Source organism: Castellaniella sp. (assembly GCF_041677825.1).
Taxonomy (GTDB): Bacteria; Pseudomonadota; Gammaproteobacteria; order Burkholderiales; family Burkholderiaceae_B; genus Castellaniella.
Genome location: NZ_JBAYPG010000040.1, coordinates 1 through 20,871 on the forward strand (window position 1 = coordinate 1; position 20,871 = coordinate 20,871).

Annotated in this window: 22 protein-coding genes; 13 read left to right on the top strand and 9 right to left on the bottom strand. The window is 66.6% G+C overall.

Annotated features, from left to right (window positions below; all coding sequences use genetic code 11):
• The first annotated feature begins 361 nt into the window (after positions 1 to 361).
• The 3 genes from WCY17_RS13375 (at position 362) to WCY17_RS13385 (ending at position 3,713) form a co-directional block, all read left to right on the top strand.
• Entirely contained in the window at positions 362 to 637 is a 276-nt protein-coding gene (locus tag WCY17_RS13375) for a YlcI/YnfO family protein (RefSeq protein WP_372702687.1), read from the top strand.
• Positions 634 to 942, top strand: coding sequence for a type II toxin-antitoxin system RelE/ParE family toxin (locus WCY17_RS13380; RefSeq protein ID WP_372702688.1), 309 nt, complete (start codon positions 634 to 636; stop codon positions 940 to 942). The genes WCY17_RS13375 and WCY17_RS13380 overlap by 4 nt, the downstream gene beginning before the upstream one ends.
• 218 nt (positions 943 to 1,160) lie before the next feature.
• On the top strand, positions 1,161 to 3,713 hold the full coding sequence (locus WCY17_RS13385) for a cation:proton antiporter (protein ID WP_372702689.1): 2,553 nt from the start codon (positions 1,161 to 1,163) through the stop codon (positions 3,711 to 3,713).
• A gap of 133 nt (positions 3,714 to 3,846) precedes the next feature.
• Here the strand turns inward: WCY17_RS13385 and WCY17_RS13390 are convergent, their stop codons facing one another.
• Positions 3,847 to 4,464 carry an SCO family protein gene (locus WCY17_RS13390; RefSeq protein ID WP_372702690.1) on the bottom strand — a complete coding sequence of 206 codons (618 nt, stop codon included), beginning with the start codon at positions 4,462 to 4,464 and terminating at the stop codon, positions 3,847 to 3,849.
• A gap of 272 nt (positions 4,465 to 4,736) precedes the next feature.
• On the opposite strand from WCY17_RS13390, the gene WCY17_RS13395 reads away from it, so the two are divergent.
• The 4 genes from WCY17_RS13395 (at position 4,737) to WCY17_RS13410 (ending at position 9,031) form a co-directional block, all read left to right on the top strand.
• Positions 4,737 to 5,573 carry an NUDIX domain-containing protein gene (locus WCY17_RS13395; protein WP_372702691.1) on the top strand — a complete coding sequence of 279 codons (837 nt, stop codon included), beginning with the start codon at positions 4,737 to 4,739 and terminating at the stop codon, positions 5,571 to 5,573.
• Between the two features lie 81 nt (positions 5,574 to 5,654).
• Positions 5,655 to 6,587 (top strand): PhaM family polyhydroxyalkanoate granule multifunctional regulatory protein, encoded by a 933-nt coding sequence (locus WCY17_RS13400; RefSeq protein ID WP_372702692.1) that lies wholly within the window; start codon positions 5,655 to 5,657, stop codon positions 6,585 to 6,587.
• Positions 6,588 to 6,591: 4 nt separating this feature from the next.
• Entirely contained in the window at positions 6,592 to 7,959 is a 1,368-nt protein-coding gene (gene glmU, locus WCY17_RS13405; protein ID WP_372702693.1) for a bifunctional UDP-N-acetylglucosamine diphosphorylase/glucosamine-1-phosphate N-acetyltransferase GlmU, read from the top strand.
• Positions 7,960 to 7,966: 7 nt separating this feature from the next.
• A complete protein-coding gene (locus WCY17_RS13410) occupies positions 7,967 to 9,031 on the top strand; it encodes a glycosyltransferase family 4 protein (protein WP_372702694.1) in 1,065 nt (354 codons plus the stop codon).
• 138 nt (positions 9,032 to 9,169) lie between these two features.
• On the opposite strand, the gene WCY17_RS13415 is transcribed toward WCY17_RS13410, so the two are convergent.
• Positions 9,170 to 9,691 carry a gamma carbonic anhydrase family protein gene (locus tag WCY17_RS13415; protein WP_372702695.1) on the bottom strand — a complete coding sequence of 174 codons (522 nt, stop codon included), beginning with the start codon at positions 9,689 to 9,691 and terminating at the stop codon, positions 9,170 to 9,172.
• A 157-nt stretch (positions 9,692 to 9,848) separates the two neighbouring features.
• Between WCY17_RS13415 and waaC the strand changes: the two genes are divergently transcribed.
• Together waaC and WCY17_RS13425 are read left to right on the top strand one after the other, a co-directional pair.
• Entirely contained in the window at positions 9,849 to 10,820 is a 972-nt protein-coding gene (gene waaC, locus WCY17_RS13420) for a lipopolysaccharide heptosyltransferase I (protein WP_372702696.1), read from the top strand.
• A gap of 88 nt (positions 10,821 to 10,908) precedes the next feature.
• Positions 10,909 to 12,237 (top strand): 3-deoxy-D-manno-octulosonic acid transferase, encoded by a 1,329-nt coding sequence (locus tag WCY17_RS13425; protein WP_372702707.1) that lies wholly within the window; start codon positions 10,909 to 10,911, stop codon positions 12,235 to 12,237.
• A 145-nt stretch (positions 12,238 to 12,382) separates the two neighbouring features.
• On the opposite strand, the gene galU is transcribed toward WCY17_RS13425, so the two are convergent.
• Genes galU through WCY17_RS13445 form a run of 4 tightly spaced genes read right to left on the bottom strand, consistent with a single transcriptional unit; the run spans position 12,383 to position 15,315 of the window.
• Positions 12,383 to 13,228 carry a UTP--glucose-1-phosphate uridylyltransferase GalU gene (galU, locus tag WCY17_RS13430; RefSeq protein ID WP_372702697.1) on the bottom strand — a complete coding sequence of 282 codons (846 nt, stop codon included), beginning with the start codon at positions 13,226 to 13,228 and terminating at the stop codon, positions 12,383 to 12,385.
• A gap of 10 nt (positions 13,229 to 13,238) precedes the next feature.
• Positions 13,239 to 13,529: a hypothetical protein gene (locus tag WCY17_RS13435; RefSeq protein ID WP_372702698.1), complete on the bottom strand. Its 291-nt coding sequence runs from the start codon at positions 13,527 to 13,529 to the stop codon at positions 13,239 to 13,241.
• A 46-nt stretch (positions 13,530 to 13,575) separates the two neighbouring features.
• The gene (locus WCY17_RS13440) at positions 13,576 to 14,379 is read right to left on the bottom strand and encodes a type III pantothenate kinase (RefSeq protein WP_372702699.1); all 804 of its coding nucleotides are present in this window, start codon (positions 14,377 to 14,379) and stop codon (positions 13,576 to 13,578) included.
• A 42-nt stretch (positions 14,380 to 14,421) separates the two neighbouring features.
• Positions 14,422 to 15,315 carry a biotin--[acetyl-CoA-carboxylase] ligase gene (locus WCY17_RS13445; protein ID WP_372702700.1) on the bottom strand — a complete coding sequence of 298 codons (894 nt, stop codon included), beginning with the start codon at positions 15,313 to 15,315 and terminating at the stop codon, positions 14,422 to 14,424.
• Positions 15,316 to 15,362: 47 nt separating this feature from the next.
• On the opposite strand from WCY17_RS13445, the gene WCY17_RS13450 reads away from it, so the two are divergent.
• From WCY17_RS13450 to WCY17_RS13460, 3 genes are all read left to right on the top strand, one after another.
• Entirely contained in the window at positions 15,363 to 16,013 is a 651-nt protein-coding gene (locus tag WCY17_RS13450; RefSeq protein WP_372702701.1) for an alpha/beta hydrolase, read from the top strand.
• Positions 16,014 to 16,200: 187 nt separating this feature from the next.
• On the top strand, positions 16,201 to 17,472 hold the full coding sequence (locus WCY17_RS13455; RefSeq protein WP_372702702.1) for a D-alanyl-D-alanine carboxypeptidase family protein: 1,272 nt from the start codon (positions 16,201 to 16,203) through the stop codon (positions 17,470 to 17,472).
• A gap of 14 nt (positions 17,473 to 17,486) precedes the next feature.
• Entirely contained in the window at positions 17,487 to 18,275 is a 789-nt protein-coding gene (locus tag WCY17_RS13460; RefSeq protein WP_372702703.1) for an enoyl-CoA hydratase, read from the top strand.
• Positions 18,276 to 18,416: 141 nt separating this feature from the next.
• On the opposite strand, the gene WCY17_RS13465 is transcribed toward WCY17_RS13460, so the two are convergent.
• Genes WCY17_RS13465 through WCY17_RS13475 form a run of 3 tightly spaced genes read right to left on the bottom strand, consistent with a single transcriptional unit; the run spans position 18,417 to position 20,552 of the window.
• The gene (locus WCY17_RS13465; RefSeq protein WP_372702704.1) at positions 18,417 to 19,238 is read right to left on the bottom strand and encodes a MurR/RpiR family transcriptional regulator; all 822 of its coding nucleotides are present in this window, start codon (positions 19,236 to 19,238) and stop codon (positions 18,417 to 18,419) included.
• Positions 19,235 to 19,780 (bottom strand): cob(I)yrinic acid a,c-diamide adenosyltransferase, encoded by a 546-nt coding sequence (locus tag WCY17_RS13470; RefSeq protein WP_372702705.1) that lies wholly within the window; start codon positions 19,778 to 19,780, stop codon positions 19,235 to 19,237. The genes WCY17_RS13465 and WCY17_RS13470 overlap by 4 nt, the downstream gene beginning before the upstream one ends.
• A gap of 43 nt (positions 19,781 to 19,823) precedes the next feature.
• Positions 19,824 to 20,552 carry a Crp/Fnr family transcriptional regulator gene (locus WCY17_RS13475; RefSeq protein WP_372702706.1) on the bottom strand — a complete coding sequence of 243 codons (729 nt, stop codon included), beginning with the start codon at positions 20,550 to 20,552 and terminating at the stop codon, positions 19,824 to 19,826.
• A gap of 183 nt (positions 20,553 to 20,735) precedes the next feature.
• On the opposite strand from WCY17_RS13475, the gene WCY17_RS13480 reads away from it, so the two are divergent.
• The coding region (locus tag WCY17_RS13480) for a cobalamin B12-binding domain-containing protein (protein WP_372702708.1) at positions 20,736 to 20,871 on the top strand (136 nt) is incomplete at its 3' end.

Sequence of the window (20,871 nt, forward strand, 5' to 3'; positions counted from 1 at the left end):
TCTGCAACAGCAGCGTAAAAAAGTTTGGGTCGTTCAGCAGGTTATGGCACACTGGGCGCGTCTCGAGTCTTAGGAAACAAGAGACTCCCCCAAAAGATGACTTTATTCAAGCATCTCGAGGGGGATTACCCCATATCCATCACGCTACCTGACCAAATTTCAACAAATATCCATCAGGAGCGGTGAACGTGCTCAGGCCGTGATCTGCCCACAGCATTGATGGAGTCGATGTTTCACAAACATCAGTGGGATCAGGAGCGGTGAACATGCTCACCAACAAAAAGCCCAACGGAGAACCGTTGGGCTTTTGCGCAATGATCTATAATGTATCGCAATTGCTATGCAAGTGTCCGAGGGTAGTATGAAAACCGCCACATTTCCACCGCTCAGGGTTGATCCGCAGTTGCGCCAGGACACTGAAAGCGTCTTGCGCGAAGGAGAAAGTCTGTCACAGTTCATCGAACAGGCCGTACGCAGTCAGGTCGAGCTACGCAAAGCCAATGAAGCCTTTCTGGCGTGTGGCCTGGCCTCGCGCGACCGGGCCCGGCGGACTGGTCACTATGTCCAGGCCGATGTGGTGTTGGGAAAATTGCACGCCAAGCTGGATGCGGCCAAGGCGTGTATCAGCCGCTCATGAGCCATACCGTTCGTTTCACGGAGGAAGCCGAGGCGGATTTGGTGAGGCTGTATGAATTCTTATTGGAACAGGATCCGCACAGCACAGAGCCAGCTGAGCGGGCCTTGGCGCGTATTGTCCAGGCGATCGATTTATTGAAGCAGTTCCCGTTTACATGCCGCAAGGCATCGGCCCACACTCCTTATCTGCGCGAATTGGTGATCTCGTTTGGCGCCGCTGGATACGTGGCGCTTTTCGAGATCGAGCCCGACGACATCGTGACGATACTGGCCGTGCGTCATCAGCGCGAGTCGGACTACCACTGAGATGCGCTGCAGCTCGTAAATAATCAGGATGACCGCAGCCGTTTCGCTTGGCGGCCGATCGCTCAAGGCGTAAAGGTCGAGTGCTCGGCGTTTGCGATGCAAGGATGGCAGATCAGGGCGGCCTCCTCAAAATCAGGGGGGATTCACTTTTTTTGCGCGTGTATCCGGTATTCTTGAGCCTGTAGCCGCCGCGATGATCGCGGCATCGGATCCGCCCCATGAAAATCGGCCTGCTGATCTTTGGCCTGGCAGGGCTGCTGGCCCTCATATCGTTCATGCCGCCACTGGCCGGCCGGCTGCGCCTGCCCTATTCGGTGCTGCTGGCCGTAGTGGGTTTCGTGCTGGGCGTCATCATCCACGTGCATGGCTGGGCGCCGGGGGTGATCGGCGATTATCTCGATACGCTGCAACATTTCGAAGTCTCGTCCGAGACTTTCCTGTTCGTGTTTTTGCCCGTACTGCTGTTCGAGACAGCCCTGGCGACGAACATCCGCCGGCTTATGGATGACATCAGCCCGATCCTGGTGATGGCGGTGGTGGCGGTGGTCGTGTGCACGGTCGCGGTGGGGGTATCGCTGTCGGCCATTTCATCGTACGGGCTGGTGGCGTGCCTGATGCTCGGGGCCATCGTCGCCACCACCGATCCGGGCGCCGTGGTCAGCATCTTCCGCGAGGTGGGGGCGCCGCGCAGGCTGACCAATCTGGTCGAGGGCGAGGCCCTGTTCAATGATGCGGCGTCGATTGCGCTGTACACCGTGCTGGTGGCCGCACTGATCGACGGTTCGCCGATTTCCGAACTCACCATCGTGAAGGACTTCCTGATCTCGTTCCTGGGCGGCGGGCTGGCGGGCTTCGTCATGGGCTCGGGGGCGACGATGCTGTTTCGCTGGTTGCGGGGCTGGCCGGCGGCCGAAATCACGCTCACGGTGGCACTGGCGTATCTGGCCTTTTTCATTTCCGAATATTACCTGGACGTATCGGGGGTCGTGGCTACGGTGATCGCCGGTCTGGTGGTCGGGTCCAATGGGCGCACGCGCATGTCGCCGACCACTTTCGAGCAGCTGGAGGGGGCCTGGGGCCAGTTCGGGTTCTGGGCCAATTCGCTCATCTTCCTGCTGGCGGCCATGCTGATTCCGCGCATGATGGCCGAAATCACATGGGTCGAGGTGTTCCTGATCCTGGTGCTTTATGTCGTCACCATGGCGGCGCGGGCGCTGGTGGTCTTCGGGCTGCTGCCGCTGATGGGGCGCCTGCGCCTGAGCACGCAGGTCAGTCCGGCCTACCGGACGGTGATGCTGGCCGGTGGCCTGCGTGGGGCGGTGTCGCTGGCGCTGGCCCTGGCCGTCACCGAGCAGAGCGCCATCCTGCACGTGGATCGTCAGTTCATCGCGGTGGCCACCACGGGTTTCGTGCTCCTGACCCTGTTCGTCAATGGCATGAGCCTGCGCGCGCTGATCACGCGCCTGGGCCTGAACCAGCTCAGCCCGGTCGACCGGGCCTTGCGCGATCAGGCGCAGGTGGTCGAACTGGCCGTGCTGCGCGACAGGATCGATGAGGTCGCACGCAATGAGCATATCGTGGCCCCGGTGCTCGAGCGCCTGCATGCGGTCTTCGATGCCGGGCAGGCCGGCGTGGATGCGGCGCAGCTGCACCAGCTGAGCGATGACGAGAAGGTGGCCGTCGGCATGGGGATTCTGGCGGGGCGCGAAGAAGAACTGTACTTCGACAACCTCAAGGAACAGCTGCTGGGCTGGCGCACCGCCGAGGCGCTGCTGGCGCGGGCCGAGCGCCTGAGCGATGCCGTGCGTGCGCGCGGTCTGGCCGGGTTCGAGGCGGCGCTGGCCGCCGACCTGCAGTATTCGCGCAGCCTGCGTCTGGCGGTGTGGGTACACCACCTGACGGGCTGGCAGTTCTGGCTGGTGCGCGGGCTGACCCGGCGCTTTGGCCTGTTGATGGCGAAGTGGTCGGTGGCGCGGCGTCTGATCCCGTTTGCGCGCAGTGATGTACAGCCCTTGCTGGGCGAGGCCGTCACCGACATCATCATCAAGGCGCACCAACGCCGCCTCGATCTGCTCGAAGAAGCCCTGCAGGCGCTGGTGCTGCAGTATCCACGCTATGCGCAGACCTTGCAGGAAGCCTACCTGGCACGCATGGCGCGTACGTTCGAGCGCCTGCGCTACCGCGACATGCTGGGCCAGAACCTGATCAGCGGCGAAACCTACGCCGACCTGATCCGTCAGGTCGAGGCGCGCTGGGGGCCGCTCGAGCGCTATGGCCAACTGGACATTACCTTGAGCGCCGAGGTGCTGGTGTCACGGGTGTCGTTTTTCGAGGGGCTGGATGAGGCCCTGCGCGCGGCCATCGTCAAGGCACTCAAGCCGCGCCTGGTGCTGCCGGGGCAGGAGATCGTGCCACGGGTGCGACGCAGCCGCGCGATGGTGATCGTGGCCTCGGGGGCGGTGCTTCTGGATCTGCCCGATGGCACCACGGCCGAACTGGGCAGTGGCCAGATCTTTGGTGAAATCGCCCTGGTGATGGATCGCGATTTCGAGGCCCGTGCCCGTTCGCTGGGCTACAGCCGCCTGCTGATGTTGCCCGAAGCCGACTTCAGGCGCCTGCAACAGCAGTATCCGGCGCTGCGCGAGCGCATCGAGGCCATCGTGCACCAGCGCATGCGTGCCATCGAGGTCTGGGAAGAGTTCGAGCGGGGCGAGCGCCAGCACGAGCCCTTGCCCGATCTGCGGCCGGCTCCGGAAGCCGATCTGTCCTGATACGGCATGGTGTCGTCTGGCGGCCATCGGCGTAGTGCATTGTGCTGTCCGCCGGCCGTCCGCGTGGTGCATGTGTGCCGTCGGGCGGCCATCCGTGTGGCGCCATGGGGCCGGGCTGGCGGCCTGTGGGGCCTCAGGCGGGCTCGAGCAGCAGGCGGATGTCGTGCGCCATGTCTTCGGGGGTGAGCGACGGGCCCAGCAGGGCGCGCGCCTGGCCATTCTGGTCGAGCAGGTAGAAGGCGGCCGAATGATTCATGGCGTAATGATTGGGGGTGGGGCCAGGCTCTTTGGCGTAGAAGGCCTTGAATGAGCGCGCGGTCTTGTCGAGCTGTTCGGGGGTGCCCGTAAGCCCCATGAAGCGCGGGTCGAAGAGTTCGACATAGGCCTGGAGGATTTCTGGCGTGTCGCGGGCCGGGTCGACCGAGACCATGACCACCTGCACATGGTCGGCCTGTTCACCGAGCAGTTCCATGGCCTGGCTGATTTCCAGCATGGCCGTGGGGCAGACATCGGGGCACTGCGTGTAGCCAAAAAACACCAGCAACACCTTGCCCTTGAAATCGGCCAGAGTGCGCATCCGGCCCTGGGTGTCGGGCATGGCCAGATCCTGGCCCAGGCCGCTGCCGGTGATGTCGTTGCCTTCGAAAGGCAGGGGTTCGGTATCCTGCGAACAGGCGGCCAGAGCCGGGTAAAGGGCCAGGGCGGCCAGCGTGCCCAGGAAATGACGACGGCGGATGGTGGGGGTGTTCATGGCGTTCAGCATGCAAGTACGATCGTGGGCCCAGTCTGATCACGGCCTGGCAGGGTGTCGGTCACGGCCATGGGTGAAGATGTGGCCTGGGCGATGTGCAGTTCCAGTGTACTTGAAGTACGCCGTCCACGACGGCCTCCCGGCTGGCGACTTCCGGCTGGCGGCTGCCGGGTTGGTGACGCCTGACTGGCGGTTCCGGGCTGGCGACTCTCGGCTGGCGACTTTCCGGGTCGGGGGGCTGGTCGCCATGGCCATTCCATTACAATGCCGTCATGCGTGCCACCGTTCACATCCCGGATCTGGCCCATCTGCAGGCATGCAGGGGGCATCTTCATCACCAGGCGCAGCAATTGCCGCCCGCTGGCGCCCGCCCGGTCACCCTGGCCGGGCGCGTGGGCGGTTGGATCACGCCGGCGGCGCAGAACGCCGTGGCCGGTCTGCCGGGGGTGCATATCGAACCCGAGGCCGTGCACATTACCGCCGCAGCCCGCCGCAGCCTGGCTGCAGTCCTCGAGCAGCTGGCGCACGCCCTGAACCAGGCCGGGCTGATCCGCGCGTGGCGCAATGAATTGCTGGATGTGGTGGCGGAAGGGCAGCACCTGGCCCAGATGGAGCGCGGGGCCATGCGGCCACTGGGCCTGCTCACGCAATCTGTGCACTTGAACGCCTGGACACCTGACGGGCGCCTCTGGGTGGCCCGGCGCGCGCTCGACAAAAGCACCGATCCGGGCCTCTGGGACACGCTCTCCGGTGGCCTGGTGGCGGCTCGCGAGACCTGCGCCGCAGCTCTGCTGCGCGAAACCCATGAAGAAGCCGGGCTGCCTGCGGCCATGCTGGCGGGCCACAGCCCCTTGCGCACGGTCTTGCGCATGCATCGCCGCCTGCCCGAGGGCTATCAGGTCGAGAATGTGTTGCTGGCCGATTGTGTATTGCCGGCCGCGGCCGTGCCCGTGAACCAGGATGGCGAAGTGATCGAGTTCCGTTGCCTGAATATGACAGACTTGCAGTCCTTTCTGGGTCGCGGGGTCTTCACGCTCGAGGCCGAGTTGTGCATACTGGACTCCTTGCAGTTGCGGCTGCACGCCGATCGGGTTGCACAGGCGTCCTGAGCCGCTATCCAGGCGCGGCAGGCACCGCGGGGTGTGCGCTGCTGGCAGTTCTATCGGCAATGCCCCAAGGAGGCAAACATCATGGCACAAGAAGCAGACAATCCTTTCGTGCTGCCCGGCCTCGGGCAGACTGGCGATGCGGCAGGCAATCCGTTGTTTGCCGGGCTCGACATGATGCGTCAGGCCTGGCAGAACATGGCCGGCCTGCCAGGTACCGGCAACCGGTCAATCGGGGCGACGGGCGTGCTGCCCAGCCTGTCGCTCGACGAGCTCGACCAGCGCATCCGTGAACTGCAGACCGTGCACAACTGGCTGCAGCTCAATGCCGGCATGCTGGCGAGCACGATACAGGGGCTGGAAATCCAGCGCAGCACGCTGCAGACTTTTCAATCATTTGCCGACCAGGCCCTGGCGTCCATGTCGGGCGCTCAGGGTGCGGCAACGGCACGGGATGCCGCCGGGGCCCGCACCGCCGGGGCCGACGCAGATGCCCAGGCGCAGGCCCAGGCCCAGGCCCAGGCCCAGGCCGATGCCCGGGTGGATGCCCAGGCCGATGCAGATCCCGGTGCCCAGGCTGCAGCCCAGGTCGACGCCCAGGCGGCGGCCGAAGAGGCCAGCCGGGCCTACGCCGAGGCGGCGGGTGAATGGTGGCGCATGGTGCAGCAGCAGTTCGAGCACCTGGCCCAGGCCACGGCCGCCAGCCTGCAGGAAGCCGCTGAAGGCACAGGAAGCGTGGCACCCGAGGCCGCGTCCACGCGCGGCAAGGCAGGCGCTGCAGCCCCGAGGGCGGCGGCCGGAGTATCTGGCGGCAAGGCATCTGCCAGCAAGGGGTCCAGTGCCGCGGCGCCCGGTACCAGGGCATCTGCCAGCAAGTCATCCAGTCCCAAGTCATCCAGTCCCAAGTCATCCGGAGCCAGGGCGTCCGGCAGCAAGGCCTCCGGTACCGGGGCATCTGGCGGCAAGACAGGCGCGGGCGGGCGCAAGGCGGCGGGTACGCGTTCATCCGGGGTTTGAATCGATGCTGAATATCGTGATTCTGGCTGCAGGGCAGGGCACGCGCATGCGGTCTGCGCAGCCCAAGGTTCTGCATGCCATCGCCGGCCAGCCCATGCTGGCCCATGTACTGAACACGGCCCGTGCGCTCGAACCCGGGCGCATCGTGGTGGTGGTGGGGCACGGGGCCGAGCAGGTGCAACAGGCGTTTTCCGGCCAGGGGCTGCAGTTCGCGCTGCAGCAGCCGCAGCAGGGCACAGGCCATGCCGTCATGCAGGCCATGCCCTTGCTCGCAGGGGGGGCGGATGACGCTTGCCTGGTCCTGTATGGCGATGTCCCGCTGGTGCAGGCCAGTACCCTGCAGGCGCTGCTGCGGGTGCGTGGCCTGGGGGGGCTGGCGCTGCTGACGGAAACCATGGCCGACCCTACGGGCTACGGGCGTATCGTGCGCGATGGCCGGGGCCGGATCATGCGGATCGTGGAGCACAAGGACGCCACCCCCGAGGAACAGGCCCTGCGCGAGGTGAACACCGGTATTCTGGCGGCCCCGCTCGAGCCCCTGCGGCGCTGGCTGGGGCGGCTGGGCAATGACAACGCCCAGGCAGAATACTACCTCACCGACATCGTAGGTCTGGCGGTCGCCGATGGGGTTGCCGTGTCTCATGCTCAGCCGGCCGAATCCTGGGAAACGCTGGGCGTGAACAGTCGCGTGCAGCAGGCGGGCCTCGAGCGGATCTGGCAGGGGGTGCAGGCGCAGCGCCTGCTCGAGCAGGGCGTCAGCCTGGCCGATCCGGCGCGTCTGGATGTGCGCGGTACGCTGGACTGCGGGCGTGACGTGCGCATCGACGTCGGTTGCGTGTTCGAAGGTACGGTGCGTCTGGGCGACGGGGTGCAGGTCGGCCCGAACTGCGTGTTGCGCAATGCCGACATTGGCACCGATACCGTGATCGAGGCGTTCAGCCACATCGAAGGGGCCCGCGTGGCGCAGGCCGCCCGCATCGGCCCGTATGCGCGGCTGCGGCCGGGGGCCGATGTCGGCCCCGAGGCGCATGTCGGCAATTTTGTCGAACTCAAGCAGACCCGCCTGGGCCGGGGCTCGAAGGCCAATCACCTGGCTTATCTGGGCGATGCCCGCATCGGCGAGCGCGTCAATATCGGGGCGGGCACCATCACCTGCAACTACGATGGCGTGAACAAGCTGCAGACCGTGATCGATGACGATGCATTCATCGGCTCGGATACCCAGCTGGTGGCCCCGGTGCACGTGGGCGCCGGCGCCACGCTGGGGGCTGGTACCACCCTGGTGCGTGACGCGCCAGCCGGCCAGCTGACGCTGTCGCGTCCACGCCAGGACACGATACCCGGCTGGTCGCGGCCAAAGCGCAAGAGCTGAAGCCGCAGTGCGCATCCTGCACCTGAATCTCGAAAAGGGCTGGCGTGGCGGTGAGCGCCAGACGCTGCTCACCTTGCAGGGTTTGCAGGCGCGTGGCCACACCGTGCAGCTGGCGGCGCGCGCCGCCAGCCCGCTGGCCGGGCGCGCGCAGGCTGCCGGGGTGGCGGTGCTGGCCTGCTCCGGCGTGGGGGCGCTGCTGCGCCTGCTGCTGCGACAGCGCCAGGCGTTCGATATCGTGCATGCCCAGACGGCGCAGACCATGAGCCTGCTGGCGCTGCTGCGCCCCGTATTGCGGGCGCAGACGGTGTTCACCCGGCGCACGGCATTCCAGGTCACGGGGACGCAACGGCGCCATCGCTGGAAATGGTCGCGGGTGGATGCGCTGGTGGCCATCAGCCAGGCGGCTGCCCAGGCGCCCCGGGCGCTTGCACTGCCGGTGAGCATCATTCCCAGCGCGGTGGGACCGTTACCGGTGGACCCCGTTCGGGTTCAGGTGCTGCGGGGCCGCTTCGGTCTGGATGGCCGCCAGGTGCTGGTGACCGCGGCAGCGCTCAGCCCCGAGAAAGACCCCTGCACCCTGATCGAAGCGGTGGGCCTGTTGCGCCGTACGCATCCGCAGCTGATCTGCCTGCATTTCGGGGCCGAAGGCGCGGCGGCAGCTGCGGCACGCGAGCGCATCCAGAGACTGGGGCTGGGCGCGCATTATGTGCTGGCCGGGTTCGAGGCACGGATGGGCGATGCGTTGGCGCTGGCGCACGTGTATGCCAGCAGTTCGCGCTTCGAGGCCCTGGGCAGCAGCGTTCTGGATGCCTGTCTGGCAGGCTTGCCGGTGGTGGCCACCGAAGTGGGCGGGCACGTGGAGACGCTGGCCCCGGATCGTGGGCTGCTGGTGCCGGCGGGGGACGCGCCGCAGCTGGCCCGGCGGCTGGCCTGGGTGCTGGAGCACCCGGCCGCTGCGCAGGCCATGGCGCAGCGGGCGCAGGCGTACGTTGCGCGGGTGCACGGGGTGCCCGAAATGGTGTCGGGCTACGAAGAGATCTATCAGCGGCTGGTGTTGCGCGCCGGGGGCTGATGCCGGCCGGTCTACCCGCCTGCCGGTCGGCCGGTCTATTGTGGCAGCGGTTGCCGCCGGCGCTGGCGGGCCCGGCGGGGATGGCCAGCCGGCATGGTCGGCCGGGATGGCCAGCTGGTGTCAGCAGCGTGGCATGACCTACAGGGCCGTGAGTGCCTTGCGATAATACGCGCTGCGTTCGGCATAATTGGCCGCGCTGTGGTCCAGCCCGGCCACTTCGGCATCGGTCAGCGTGCGCACCACGCGCGCCGGTGACCCCAGGATCAGCGAACGCTCTGGAAACACCTTGCCTTCGGTGACCAGCGCGCCGGCCCCGACCAGACTGTGGCGGCCGATCACCGCGCCATTCAGGACCACCGCCTGGATGCCCACCAGGGCGCCGTCTTCGATCGTGCAGCCATGCAGCATGGCCTGATGGCCCACGGTGACATTGTTGCCCACGTGCACGGGTTTGCCTGGATCCACGTGCAGTACGGCACCTTCCTGGATATTGCTGTTGGCGCCGATGTGAATCGGTTCATTGTCGCCGCGGATCACGGCACCGGGCCAGACGCTGGCGCCAGCCTGCAGAGTGACAGCGCCAATCACGGTGGCTTCAGGGGCGACCCAGGCGGCGGGGTCGATGGCGGGGGTTTGATCCCCCAGGGCATAGATGGTCATGAATATGCTCCATAGCACGGCAGTTCTGCAGGGGATGGTAGCATGGGTGCTTGCCGATATTGCCGCGGTGCGGCGGCCTTGTTGCCGGGGCCCGGATTCCTGCCTGCGGGGCCTCGGCCCCTGTCTGCCGACCCCGGGCCACGCCTATAATCGCAGCATGCAGACCCGTATCCTCATCGTACGCACCTCGTCGCTGGGCGACCTGGTGCACATGCTGCCCGCCATCAGCGATATCGCCCGGCACCTGCCGGGTGTGCAGATCGACTGGCTGGTCGAAGAGGCACTGGCTGACATTCCCACCTGGCATCCCGCCGTGCATCAGGCGATCATCGTCGCACACCGGCGCTGGCGCCGCCATTGGTGGGCACCCGATACGCGGCGTGAGCGGGCCGCCTTGCGGGCGCTGCTGGCCGGGCAGCGCTACGATCTGATCCTCGACATGCAGGCGCTGCTCAAGTCGATCTGGCTGGTGCGTCAGGCGCGTGGCCGGCGTCACGGGCTCGACTGGAAGTCGGCGCGCGAGCCGCTCGCCTCGCTGTTCTACGATGTGCGTCACCGGGTCGAGTTCTGGCAGCCCGCGATCCCGCGCCAGCGCAGCCTGGCGGGTGCCGCGCTGGGGTATGTGCCCGAAGGCCCGCCAGATTTTGGCCTGCAGGCGTTCACCCAGGGGGTGGCCATCGAGCCGGTTGCGATGATCATGCCATCGGCCAGCCGCGCCGACAAACTCTGGCCCGAGCACGACTGGCATGCGGTGTTCGATGATTTGCAGGGGCGCGGGCTCGAGTTGCAGTTGCTGGCCGGCAGCGCGGCCGAACAGGCCCGCGCAGAGGCGCTGGTGCAGGGGCGCAGCGGGGCGCGTGTCCTGCCGCGCATGGGCCTGCGCGCCGTGGCCGAGCATCTGGCCCGGGCGCGCATCATGGTGGGTCTGGACAGCGGTCTGACGCACTTGTCGGCGGGTCTGGGGCGGCCCACGATCGGCATCTACAAGGCGTCCACACCCGTGCGTACGCCCCTGCAGGGGGCGGGCTATACCGCCAGCCTGGGCGAGCGCGGGCAGGCCCCGGATGCGGGCCAGGTGTGTGCCGCCATACATCAGGCCTTTGAATTTTCGGGAAAACCCTTACAATAGGTCACGATGGCACCCATGCGAGGTGTGCGTGATCCGTATCCTGTATTCGCTGCTGCTGATAGTGCTGGCCCCGTTCCTGCTGGGCTGGATGGGCCTGCGCGCCCGGCGCGCAGGCGGGCGCTGGCAGGTCCTGGGGCGCGAGCGTTTCGGCCGTTATGGCGCCGCCAGCACCCTGCTGCCCGGTGCCATCTGGGTGCACGCGGTCAGCCTGGGTGAAACCCGGGCCAGCACGCCGCTGGTACAGGCCTTGCTGGCCCGCGGGCATCCGGTCCTGCTGACCCACCTCACGGCCAGCGGGCGCGCCGAAGGGGCGCGCGCGTTCGCGTCCGAAATTGCCCAGGGCCGGTTGCAGCAGGCCTGGCTGCCCTACGATTTTCCGGGTGCAACCCGGCGTTTCCTACAGCATTTCAAACCCGTTCTGGGCGTGCTCGTCGAGCGTGAAGTGTGGCCCAATCTGGTGCACTCGGCGCGCCGGCAGCGGGTGCCCCTGGTTCTGGCCAGTGCGCGCATGTCGGCCGCGTCCCTGCGCCGCACCATGCGCCTGCATGCGCTGCTCGGGCCCGCCTACGCGGGGCTGGCGCGCACGTATGCGCAGACGCTGAAAGACGCCCGGCGTCTCGAGCAGGCCGGGGCCACTTCAGTCATCGTGTCGGGCAATTTCAAGTTCGATCTGCAGCAGGATGCCGAACAGATCCGGCGCGGTGCCGCCTTCGGGCATGCGCTGGGCCGGCGCACCGTCATCATTGCAAGCACCCGCGAGGGCGAAGACGAGCTGTTCATACGCCAGATCCGCCAGCAGCTCGACCGGTTGCGCGATCAGGGCCTCGAGTGCGATCGGCCGGTGCTGTTCATTCTGGTGCCACGCCATCCCCAGCGTTTCGAGTCTGCCAGCCGGCTGCTGCAGGCGCATGGCCTGCGTTTCGTGCGGCGTACGGGCCTGCAGGCGCTGGGTGAGGGTTGCAGTTCGATGCTCGCGGCCTGTCGGGATGTCGACGTCATCCTGGGGGATACGCTGGGTGAAATGGCCTGGTATTACGCCTCCAGCCAGGTCGCCATCGTGGGGGGCAGCTTTGCCGCGCTGGGCGGCCAGAACTTCATCGAGGCCAGTGCGCTGGGCTGCCCGGTTCTCGTGGGGCCGCACACGGCGCACTTCGAACAGGCCGTGGCCGATGCCTTGCTGGCAGGTGCCATTGCGCGCGCAGCCGATCCCGCGCAGGCGGTACGCCAGGCCTTGCTGTGGCTCGACGAGCCTGCCGAACTCAATCACATGGGCCAGGCGGCGCGTCATTGGGTGGGGCAGCACTCGGGGGCGGTACAGCGCGTGCTCGATGGCATCGAAGACCTGCTGCAGAATACGCGTACGCCGTACGCCGTGCCCGCGCAGCCCGGGGATCTGGGGCAGCAGGGGTCGGTATGACGGCGCAGGGCCCGGCGGCAATGCGGGGCCATTCGCGGCGCGGAGCCCGGCGGCAATGTGGGACTGTGTCGCGGCGCGGGGTCCCGTGGCAATGCGGGGCCGTGTCGCGTGCGGCTCGGCTGCAGGGTGTTGCAGCGTGGTCGGGTCAGGGCTGGCTGGCGCCCAGCCCGTGGTATTTCCAGCCCAATGCCAGGGTCGCCTGAAAAAACCCTTCCTTGCTGCCGCAGTCGTAGCGGATGCCTTCGTAGCGGTGTGCATACACGGGACGCTCGGACAGCAGGCTCGAGATCGCATCGGTGAGCTGGATCTCGTGCCCCACGCCGGCCGGGGTGCGGCGCAGGTGGTCGAAGATCTCGGGCTCCAGCACGTAGCGCCCGACGACGGCATCCGCCGATGGGGCGTCTTCGGGCGCTGGCTTCTCGATGATGGATTGCAGGCGCACGTTGCGGGCATCGACCGGCTGGCCGGCGATGATGCCGTACTTCCAGGTGTCTTGCGGGGCGATGGCTTCGATGGCCAGCACGCTGCCGTTGTGCTGGTGGGCCGCATCGACGAGTTGGCGGGTGACCGAGGTCTGGGCGTCGATGAGGTCATCGGCCAGCAGGACCACGAAGGGCTCGTTGCCGACGATGGGGGCTGCACACAATACCGCGTGGCCCAGACCCAGGGGCTGGGCCTGGCGCGTGTAGATGCAGTGCACATGGCCCGGCAGCATGGGGCTGATGCTGTCGAGCAGGGCCTGCTTGCCCTTGGTGGCCAGTTCGGCTTCGAGTTCGGGCGAGCTGTCGAAGTGGTCCTCGATGGCCCGCTTGTGCCGGCCCGTCACGAAGATCAGTTCGGTGATGCCGGCGGCGAGCGCTTCTTCGACGGCATACTGGATCAGGGGTTTGTCGACGATGGGCAGCATTTCCTTGGGCATGGCCTTGGTGGCCGGCAGGAAACGGGTGCCCAGCCCGGCGACTGGGAAAACGGCTTTGCGTATCGGTTTCATGGCGATGGGGTCAGTGTGCCGGCGCCCGCGCTGCGCCGCCCTCTGCCGAGGGTGGTCTGGTGGCTGCGGCCCGAGGGGTGCCGGATGCGCCTGGCGCGGTGGATGAAGCGGCTGGCGCTGCAGATGTCGCGGCCGTGCTGTTGGCCAGCCGCGCCGTGCCCACGGTGAGGGCCTGCTGATTGCGCTGCGACAGCGGACGCGGATTGCGGCCCTGATCGATCGGTGCGGGCCCGAAAACGCCTTGCCCGTAGGCCAGCAGGCCCAGGTTGGCGATGAGGGCGAGCGTCAGCAGGAATCGCATGAGGCAGTGCGGATCGAATGGACAAAGAAGTGAGTATATCCCAGGCTCAGTGCCCCTCTCCTGCCAGTAATGCGAGGCCGTCGAGCACTGGGTTGTCCAGCGGGGTGGCGGGATCCGGCAGGCGCTGCAGCAGTTCGGCCTCGACCTGGGGCAGGGCGCCGCCCGTGACCCAGACCCGGGGCGGTGCCAGCGGGTGCCGCAGGCTGGCGAGGGTAACCTGCCGCAAGAGGGCGCCCACCTGTGCCGCAGCGATGCCACTGGCGATGGCGGCGTGGGTATCCAGGGGAAAATCTGCGAGTGGACCGTGTGCCAGGGGCAGGTCGGCCGTGTCCTGGGCCAGGCTGCGCGCCATGGCCGTGGCGCCCGGGAGGATCAGCCCGCCGATGAAGGTGGCGACGGGTGCCCCGGCGGCGCGCTCGCCATGCCAGATCAGCGTGTCTATGGTGGTGGCCGTACCAAAGCTGGCCAACAGGCAGGCGCTGCCCGATGCAGGTGCCGGGTCGGTGGCCTGCAGCCGGTGGACGAGACCCAGCAGGCCGAGCCAGCGATCCGAACCGAGGCGGGCCGGATTCGAATAGCGGTTGGACAGCCAGTTCTGGCCGCAGCGGCCGTCCTGCCATTGCACGGTCAGGCCCCAGGCGGACCGGCAGGCCTGTTCCAGGGCGACGCGCACGCCGGGCCCGGCAACATTGGATGCATGAACCGATTCGGGCCTCTGGCCCACCCGCTGCACCAGGGACTCGAGTTCGTGGCGTTCGAGCATTTCCGGCCTGCCGCGCGCCCGGGTCGGGTCGCAGCCGAGCCGGACAAATTTGATCCGGGTGTTGCCGGCATCGACCAGGAGTTTCATGCGTCTCTCCGGAAAGCCCCGAGGTGGGTGTGGGCGCAGGCCTCAGGAGGCCAGGCGGGCTGAGATCTCGCCCACCGAAATGGCGTGCAGCCCGTGTGTGTTGCGCAGCAGCAGGTGGCCGTTGGCGTCTATGCCGCAGGCGATGCCTGTCTGGCATAGATGGCCATCATCGAGTACATCGATGCGCAGGCCCGCGAGGGCATCGACCCGGGCAAAGCGCTCGGGCAGGTCGGCCAGGCCAGCGGATGTCACGTGGTTGAGGGCCTGGTGCCAAGCCTGGGCGCAACGGCTGACCAGGGCGCTGGCCGTGACCTGGGCGGCCGTGGTGTCGGCTGCCGAGATGTGCGACCAGTCGGCCACCGGCCGGTTGAGCAGGCTGGCCAGGGCCTCTGCACCCTGCAGGTTCAGACCGATGCCGATGATGATCAGATGATGATCGGATACCGGGCTGGTGCCCGTGCGGCTGGATTCGATGAGGATGCCGGCCAGCTTGGCCTGGTCCCAGAGCAGGTCGTTGGGCCATTTCATGGCCAGGCGCGCCTGCTGGTCTGGCGCCAGCAGGCTGCGCAGGGCCTCGCAGCTGGCCATCCCCAGCAGGGGGGCCAGCGAGGGGAGTTGCCGGGTCGGCAGAAAGACATCGAAGGCACACGAGAACATCAGGCTGGCGCCGGCCTGATTGTGCCAGGCACGCCCGGCACGCCCGCGCCCCTGGTTCTGCAGGTGGGTGCCCAGCAGCCATGGGCGCATCATCTTGCCGTGGTCATTGCGGGCGCGCTCGAGCAGGTCCGCGTTGGTGGAACCCGTGACGTCGATCCAGCCCACCTGCGGGAAGTGGGGCAGCGCGGCCTGCAGACTGCTGGCCAGTGCGGCCGGTTCAGGCAGGAACCCGGCGGCCTGCGGCAGTGCCTGGGTCTCGGGAGCGTCGGTGGATGGCATACTAGAATGATTGCAATGGAGTCTTGGATGCGCGGGAGCATGAACACATGAGTTTACGCACAGAACAGGGGGTTTGTCAGGGGCTGGCGGGGCGCATCGAGTACACGCTGGATCATCCTCATGAGGCCCCGCGCGGCTGGGCGCTGGTCCTGCATCCGCATCCGCTGTACGGCGGTACGCGCGACAACAAGGTGGTCACCACGGTGGCGCGGGCCTGCGTACAGCAGGGCCTGATGGCCATACGCCCCAATTTCAGGGGCGTGGGGGGCTCCGAAGGTGCGTTCGATGCAGCCGTGGGCGAAACGGCCGACATGCTGGCCTGCGTGCAGCATGTGCTCGATTCGTTTCCGTGGGCCAGCGGCAGCCCCTGGTTGCTGGCCGGGTTTTCTTTTGGTTCGGCCGTGGCCGGCCAGCTGTATGCCGAACTGGCCGATCAGGGCCTGCCGCTGCCCGCGCGGCTGATGCTGATCGGCTGCGCGGTTGAACGGTTCCGGTACCGTGAGGTGGTCGTGCCGGCCGATACCGTGCTGGTGCACGGCGAACACGACGAAGTGGTGCCCCTGGCCGAAGGTGCCGATTTTGCGCGTGCCCATCAGCTGCCGGTGGTGATGGTACCTGATGCCGGGCATTTTTTTCATGGCAGGTTGCTCGTTTTGCGCCAGGTGGTGGATTCTGCCCTCGCGTGTTTCGCGCGCTGACTCCGTGCGCCGCGGCCTGCCGGGCTGTGTGATGGCGGGCGCGGCCGCCGGGTACGGCCAGCGGGTACGGCCAGCGGGTATGGCCAGCGGACGCGCCATGCGGATCATGGGCTGGCGGGTTTCAGGCTGGCGGGTCGATGCCTATAATGGCAGATTGACAGTCAGAAACTGCATGAAGAGCTTATCCATGATGCCTGCTCCAAAACCCGCTTTTTTGCGCCACCTCATGGGCTCCATGGTCCTAGCCGCCGCCGTGGCAGGGGCGCCCCTGCTTTCCGCAGCAGCCGATGCGCCACCGGCTGCCGACGCGGCGGGTGCAGCAGACGGGGCCGGTGCGGGTGCTGCGGCATCCGGGGCTGGGTCGGCGGGCCTGTTCACGGTCGACTCGCTGTCCAATATTCCAGCGCCTTCGGTCGATGCCAAGGCCTGGCTGGTGATGGACGCGAACAGCGGCCAGGTGATTGCTGCGCACAATCCCCAGGATGCCGTCGAGCCCGCTTCGCTCACCAAGATCATGGCGGCCTATGTGGTGTTCGATGCCCTCGAAAATGGTCGCCTGAAACTCGACCAGAAGGTGCACGTGTCCGAAAAGGCCTGGAAGACCGAAGGTTCGCGCATGTTCATCGACCCGAACTCCGACGTTCCGGTCGATGACCTGCTGCAGGGGCTGATCGTGCAGTCGGGCAATGACGCCACGGTGGCATTGGCCGAGGCGGTGGGGGGCAGCGAATCGGCTTTTGTGGCCCTCATGAACCAGCAGGCGCAAGAGCTCGGGCTGAAGCATACCCACTTCGTGAACGCCCCCGGCCTGCCCGACCCCGATCACACCACCACGGTGCAGGATCTGGCCCTCATGACGCGCGCGCTGGTGCAGCGCTTTCCTCAGTACATGCATTATTACAGCCAGAAAGAATACACCTACAACAAGATTCGCCAGGGCAATCGCAACCGGCTGCTGTGGGTCGATGACACGATCGATGGCCTGAAGACCGGCCACACGAAGTCCGCGGGGTATTGCCTGGTCACCACGGCCCTGCGCGATGGCCGCCGGGTGATCTCGGTGGTGGTGGGGGCCGGCAGTGAAGCCTCGCGTGCCGAGAGCAGCCTCAAGCTGCTCAACTGGGGCTACAAGAATTTCGATACCGTACGCCTGCTCGAGGCCGGGCAGTCTGCGGTCACCGCCGAGGTCTGGGAAGGCGAGGCCGACAGCGTCGGCCTGGGGCTGGATCATGACTTGTGGGTCACGGTGCCGCGGGGCCAGGCCGACAGCGTGCACACCGAGGCCCGCTATCCCCAGCCCCTGCTGGCCCCCCTCAGTGCGGATGCCGTGATCGGTACGCTGCAGGTCGAACTGGCCGGCCATACTCTGGCACAGCAACCCCTGCAGGTGCTGGCCGCGGTGCCCGAGGCGGGTATCGTCGGGCGCCTGTTCGACAAGATCCGCCTGTTATTTCATTGATCGTGGAGACCCCAATGACTGCATCATCCGAATTGATCCTGAGCGAACGCGACGGCGATGTCCTGACCCTCACCCTGAACCGCCCTGATCAATACAACGCCCTGTCCGAAGAAATGTTGGCCGCCCTGCAGGGTGCCATCGATGCCTGTCGGGCTGATGAAACCTTGCGTGCGGTGGTGCTGGCCGCCAACGGGCGGGCCTTCTGTGCCGGCCACGATCTCAAGCAGATGCGCAGCCACGAGGGCGACGAAGCCTATTACCGCACGCTCTTTGGCCAGTGCGGGCGCCTCATGCAGAGCCTGATGCAGTTGCCGGTGCCGGTGATTGCCCGGGTGCATGGCACGGCCACGGCGGCGGGCTGCCAGCTCGTGGCCAGCTGTGATCTGGCGGTGGCGGCACACAGCGCCCGCTTTGCCGTTTCGGGCATCAACGTCGGGCTGTTCTGTTCCACGCCCGCGGTGCCGCTGACGCGCAATGTGCCGATCAAGCACGCCTTCGAGATGCTGGTCACGGGCCAGTTCATCAGTGCCGAACAGGCTGCGGCGCGCGGCCTGGTCAATCACGTCGTCCCGGATGACGAACTCGACAGTGCCGTGCGGGGGCTGGTCGATGCGATCGTCAGCAAGAGCCCGCTGGCCATTCGCACGGGCAAGGCCATGGTCTATCGCCAGCTGGGCCTGCCGCTCGATCAGGCGTATGACTTCGCGTCCCAGGTGATGGCGGGCAACATGCTGGCCGCGGATGCCGAGGAAGGTATCGATGCCTTCATGCAGAAGCGCCCGGCACGCTGGCAAGGCAAATAGCAGATAGCGGGCAGCAGCGGGCCGCCGGTGGTCTGCCGGGCACATGCCGGCCCGCGGCGGCACCAAGGCCGACGACGCCAGCCTGCGGGCGGCGGTCGAATACATGGTCAGCCGGGTGAAGTGAGCCGGGTGCAGTGAGGTTCAGCTGCGGCCCGTGGGGGCGGGGCCGGCGCCGGCCCTGTCTGCATGCTGGCCCAGGGCATGGGCCAGCAGCTCAACCAGGCCGTGCAGTGCCACGGCCGAAGGAAAACCCAGCGGGCTGTCCGTGGCATACAGCAAATGGTGGTCGGCCCGCCGTGCACAGGGGGCCAGCGCGCTGTCGCTGAGCGCGACCAGCGCGGCACCCTGGTCCCGGGCAGCCTCGCTCAGTGCCGTGGCTTCGGGGGCATAAGGCGCCTGTTCGACGATCACCACGGCATCTTCGGGGCGCAGGTGGCGCAGCATCAATTGCATGATGCCGCCCGTATTCTGCAGCAGGTGCACATCGGGCCGGAACAGGCTGCACCAGTAGCGCAGGCTGAAGGCGGCCGGGTGGCAGGCATGAAACCCCGCAACCCCGATGTGCGGTGCCTTGGACAGGCGCTCGACGCAGGCCGACAGGGCCGCACGCTGTGTGCGGACCAGGGTGGCCAGGCCATTGTTCTGTGCGTAGACGTATTGCAACCAGGGGTCGGGCTGGGTGCTGCGTGTCAGTGGGCGCCGCGCATGGGATTCGTGGGTCTGGAGTTCGCGAATGAACACCGCCTTCAGGTCGTTCCAGCCCGGATAGCCCAGGTCATGGGCCAGACGTATCAACGTGGCGGGTTTGACGCCGATCAGGGCGGCCAGCCGGCGTGCCGACAGGGTGCCGACCTGGGTCGGATGTTCGAGCAGGTAGCGGACGCTGAGGCGATACTGAGGGCTGAAGGACTCGTAATGGCCCTGGATGTGGCGGGTCAGATCCTGCAGCGTCTGCGGTGTCATGGCTCACGTGACCACAGGACATCGGGCTCGCCGGCCTGGTGATTGAGCTGCCGTGCAAGGACGAAGCAGAGGTCGGACAGGCGGTTCAGGTACTGGCGTACCGGCGGATTGATGGTTTCTTCCTGGGCCAGGGCCACCACGGCCCGTTCGGCGCGGCGGGCCACCGAGCGTGCCAGATGGGCTGCGGCAGCGGCCGGGCAGCCCCCGGGCAGAATGAATTCCTGCAGTGCCCCGAGGCCTTCGTTGGCTTGGCGCGTGGCTTCTTCGAGGGCCAGGACCTGCTCTTCGCGCAGTGCCGTCCAGCCCGGAATGCTCAGTTCGCCGCCCAGGTCGAACAGCTCGTTCTGGATGCGCGCGAGCAGGCGATCGATGGCTTCTGGCAAGGGCTGGCTGCGCCACAGGCCGATGACGCTGTTGAGTTCGTCGACCTCGCCCAGGGCGTGGATGCGCGGGGCGCTCTTGAGAACGCGGGACTTGTCGCCCAGGCCAGTGGTGCCGTCATCGCCGGTACGGGTGGTGACGATTGAAACGCGGATGGACATGGCAGATCCTTTTGATCAGTGTTGTGAGGAAGGGGTCAGGTGTTCAGAAATGGCCCGTGCGCAAGGCCTCGAGGTCAAGAATGCGCAGGCCGCCGTATTCGACCTGGATGGCACCGCGGGACTGCAACTCGGACAGGGCCTGGTTGATGCGCTGGCGCGACAGGCCGACCAGGTAGCCGAGTTCTTGTTGCGTGACCCTCAGGGTCAGGTCGCCCCTGGGGTTCAGGATCGGGTTGAACATGGCTGCCAGGCTGCGCGCCACGCGCAGGTTGGGTCGGTTGGTGCCTTCGATCTCGCGCGCCGCCACAAATTGGCCCAGGCGCTCGTTGATCTGGAATATGACGAAGCGGTTGAATGGGGTGGAATGCTCGAGCAGCCAGTGAAAGCTGTCCAGCGGCAGACCAGCCACGATTGAACCACGCAGTGCCTGGACATTGTACCGGTAGGGTTCGCGCTTGAGTACGGTGCCTTCGCCGAACCATGACCCCGATGGAACGCCGGCAAAGGTGACGGGCGTACCCTGGCCTTCCTTGTTGCTGCTGACTTTCAGCAGGCCGTCGATCACCCCGAACCAGAAGGATGCCGGCCGGTCGACCCGGCAGACGTATTCGCCCGCATGGATGGTGCCGACGACGAGTTCGTGCGTGACGCGCGCCCGTTCGGCCGGATTGAGCACTTCGAACCAGGAAATGGCCATGAGTTCGTCTGCCGTGGCCCTGCGCCAGTTGCGCCGGCCGGGCGTGGGCGACGGGAAGGTGGGTAATGTGGCCATGGATTGTTCAGCACATAAGGGAAAACACTGTCAAGGAAAACCTGTAGATTGTCTTTATAACGACAACATAACGTCAAATTTTCGCATAATCTTCTGCTATTGACAACGCATCGTAAAAATTCAACGTTGCTCGATCCGGCAGCCCGCTGCCACTCGGGCTGGCAAGCACAGAGAGAAAAGCACATGGACACTCAAAATTTTCGCCCGCGGGTTCTGGTGACCAAGATAGGGCTCGATGGCCATGATCGTGGCAGCCGCATCGTGGCGGCGATCTGCCGCGATGCGGGCATGGAGGTGATCTACACGCCGCCATGGCAGA

Excerpts from the sequence above, each read along its gene's own strand:
- waaC (WP_372702696.1), top strand. The coding sequence starts at position 9,849 with ATGCAGACCCGTATCCTCATCGTACGCACCTCGTCGCTGGGCGACCTG.
- WCY17_RS13425 (WP_372702707.1), top strand. The coding sequence starts at position 10,909 with ATGGGCCTGCGCGCCCGGCGCGCAGGCGGGCGCTGGCAGGTCCTGGGG.
- WCY17_RS13400 (WP_372702692.1), top strand. The coding sequence starts at position 5,655 with ATGGCACAAGAAGCAGACAATCCTTTCGTGCTGCCCGGCCTCGGGCAG.
- WCY17_RS13455 (WP_372702702.1), top strand. The coding sequence starts at position 16,201 with ATGATGCCTGCTCCAAAACCCGCTTTTTTGCGCCACCTCATGGGCTCC.
- galU (WP_372702697.1), bottom strand. The coding sequence starts at position 13,228 with ATGAAACCGATACGCAAAGCCGTTTTCCCAGTCGCCGGGCTGGGCACC.
- WCY17_RS13395 (WP_372702691.1), top strand. The coding sequence starts at position 4,737 with ATGCGTGCCACCGTTCACATCCCGGATCTGGCCCATCTGCAGGCATGC.
- glmU (WP_372702693.1), top strand. The coding sequence starts at position 6,592 with ATGCTGAATATCGTGATTCTGGCTGCAGGGCAGGGCACGCGCATGCGG.
- WCY17_RS13460 (WP_372702703.1), top strand. The coding sequence starts at position 17,487 with ATGACTGCATCATCCGAATTGATCCTGAGCGAACGCGACGGCGATGTC.
- WCY17_RS13465 (WP_372702704.1), bottom strand. The coding sequence starts at position 19,238 with ATGACACCGCAGACGCTGCAGGATCTGACCCGCCACATCCAGGGCCAT.
- WCY17_RS13470 (WP_372702705.1), bottom strand. The coding sequence starts at position 19,780 with ATGTCCATCCGCGTTTCAATCGTCACCACCCGTACCGGCGATGACGGC.
- WCY17_RS13475 (WP_372702706.1), bottom strand. The coding sequence starts at position 20,552 with ATGGCCACATTACCCACCTTCCCGTCGCCCACGCCCGGCCGGCGCAAC.
- WCY17_RS13440 (WP_372702699.1), bottom strand. The coding sequence starts at position 14,379 with ATGAAACTCCTGGTCGATGCCGGCAACACCCGGATCAAATTTGTCCGG.
- WCY17_RS13445 (WP_372702700.1), bottom strand. The coding sequence starts at position 15,315 with ATGCCATCCACCGACGCTCCCGAGACCCAGGCACTGCCGCAGGCCGCC.
- WCY17_RS13435 (WP_372702698.1), bottom strand. The coding sequence starts at position 13,529 with ATGCGATTCCTGCTGACGCTCGCCCTCATCGCCAACCTGGGCCTGCTG.
- WCY17_RS13375 (WP_372702687.1), top strand. The coding sequence starts at position 362 with ATGAAAACCGCCACATTTCCACCGCTCAGGGTTGATCCGCAGTTGCGC.
- WCY17_RS13415 (WP_372702695.1), bottom strand. The coding sequence starts at position 9,691 with ATGACCATCTATGCCCTGGGGGATCAAACCCCCGCCATCGACCCCGCC.
- WCY17_RS13390 (WP_372702690.1), bottom strand. The coding sequence starts at position 4,464 with ATGAACACCCCCACCATCCGCCGTCGTCATTTCCTGGGCACGCTGGCC.
- WCY17_RS13380 (WP_372702688.1), top strand. The coding sequence starts at position 634 with ATGAGCCATACCGTTCGTTTCACGGAGGAAGCCGAGGCGGATTTGGTG.
- WCY17_RS13385 (WP_372702689.1), top strand. The coding sequence starts at position 1,161 with ATGAAAATCGGCCTGCTGATCTTTGGCCTGGCAGGGCTGCTGGCCCTC.
- WCY17_RS13450 (WP_372702701.1), top strand. The coding sequence starts at position 15,363 with ATGAGTTTACGCACAGAACAGGGGGTTTGTCAGGGGCTGGCGGGGCGC.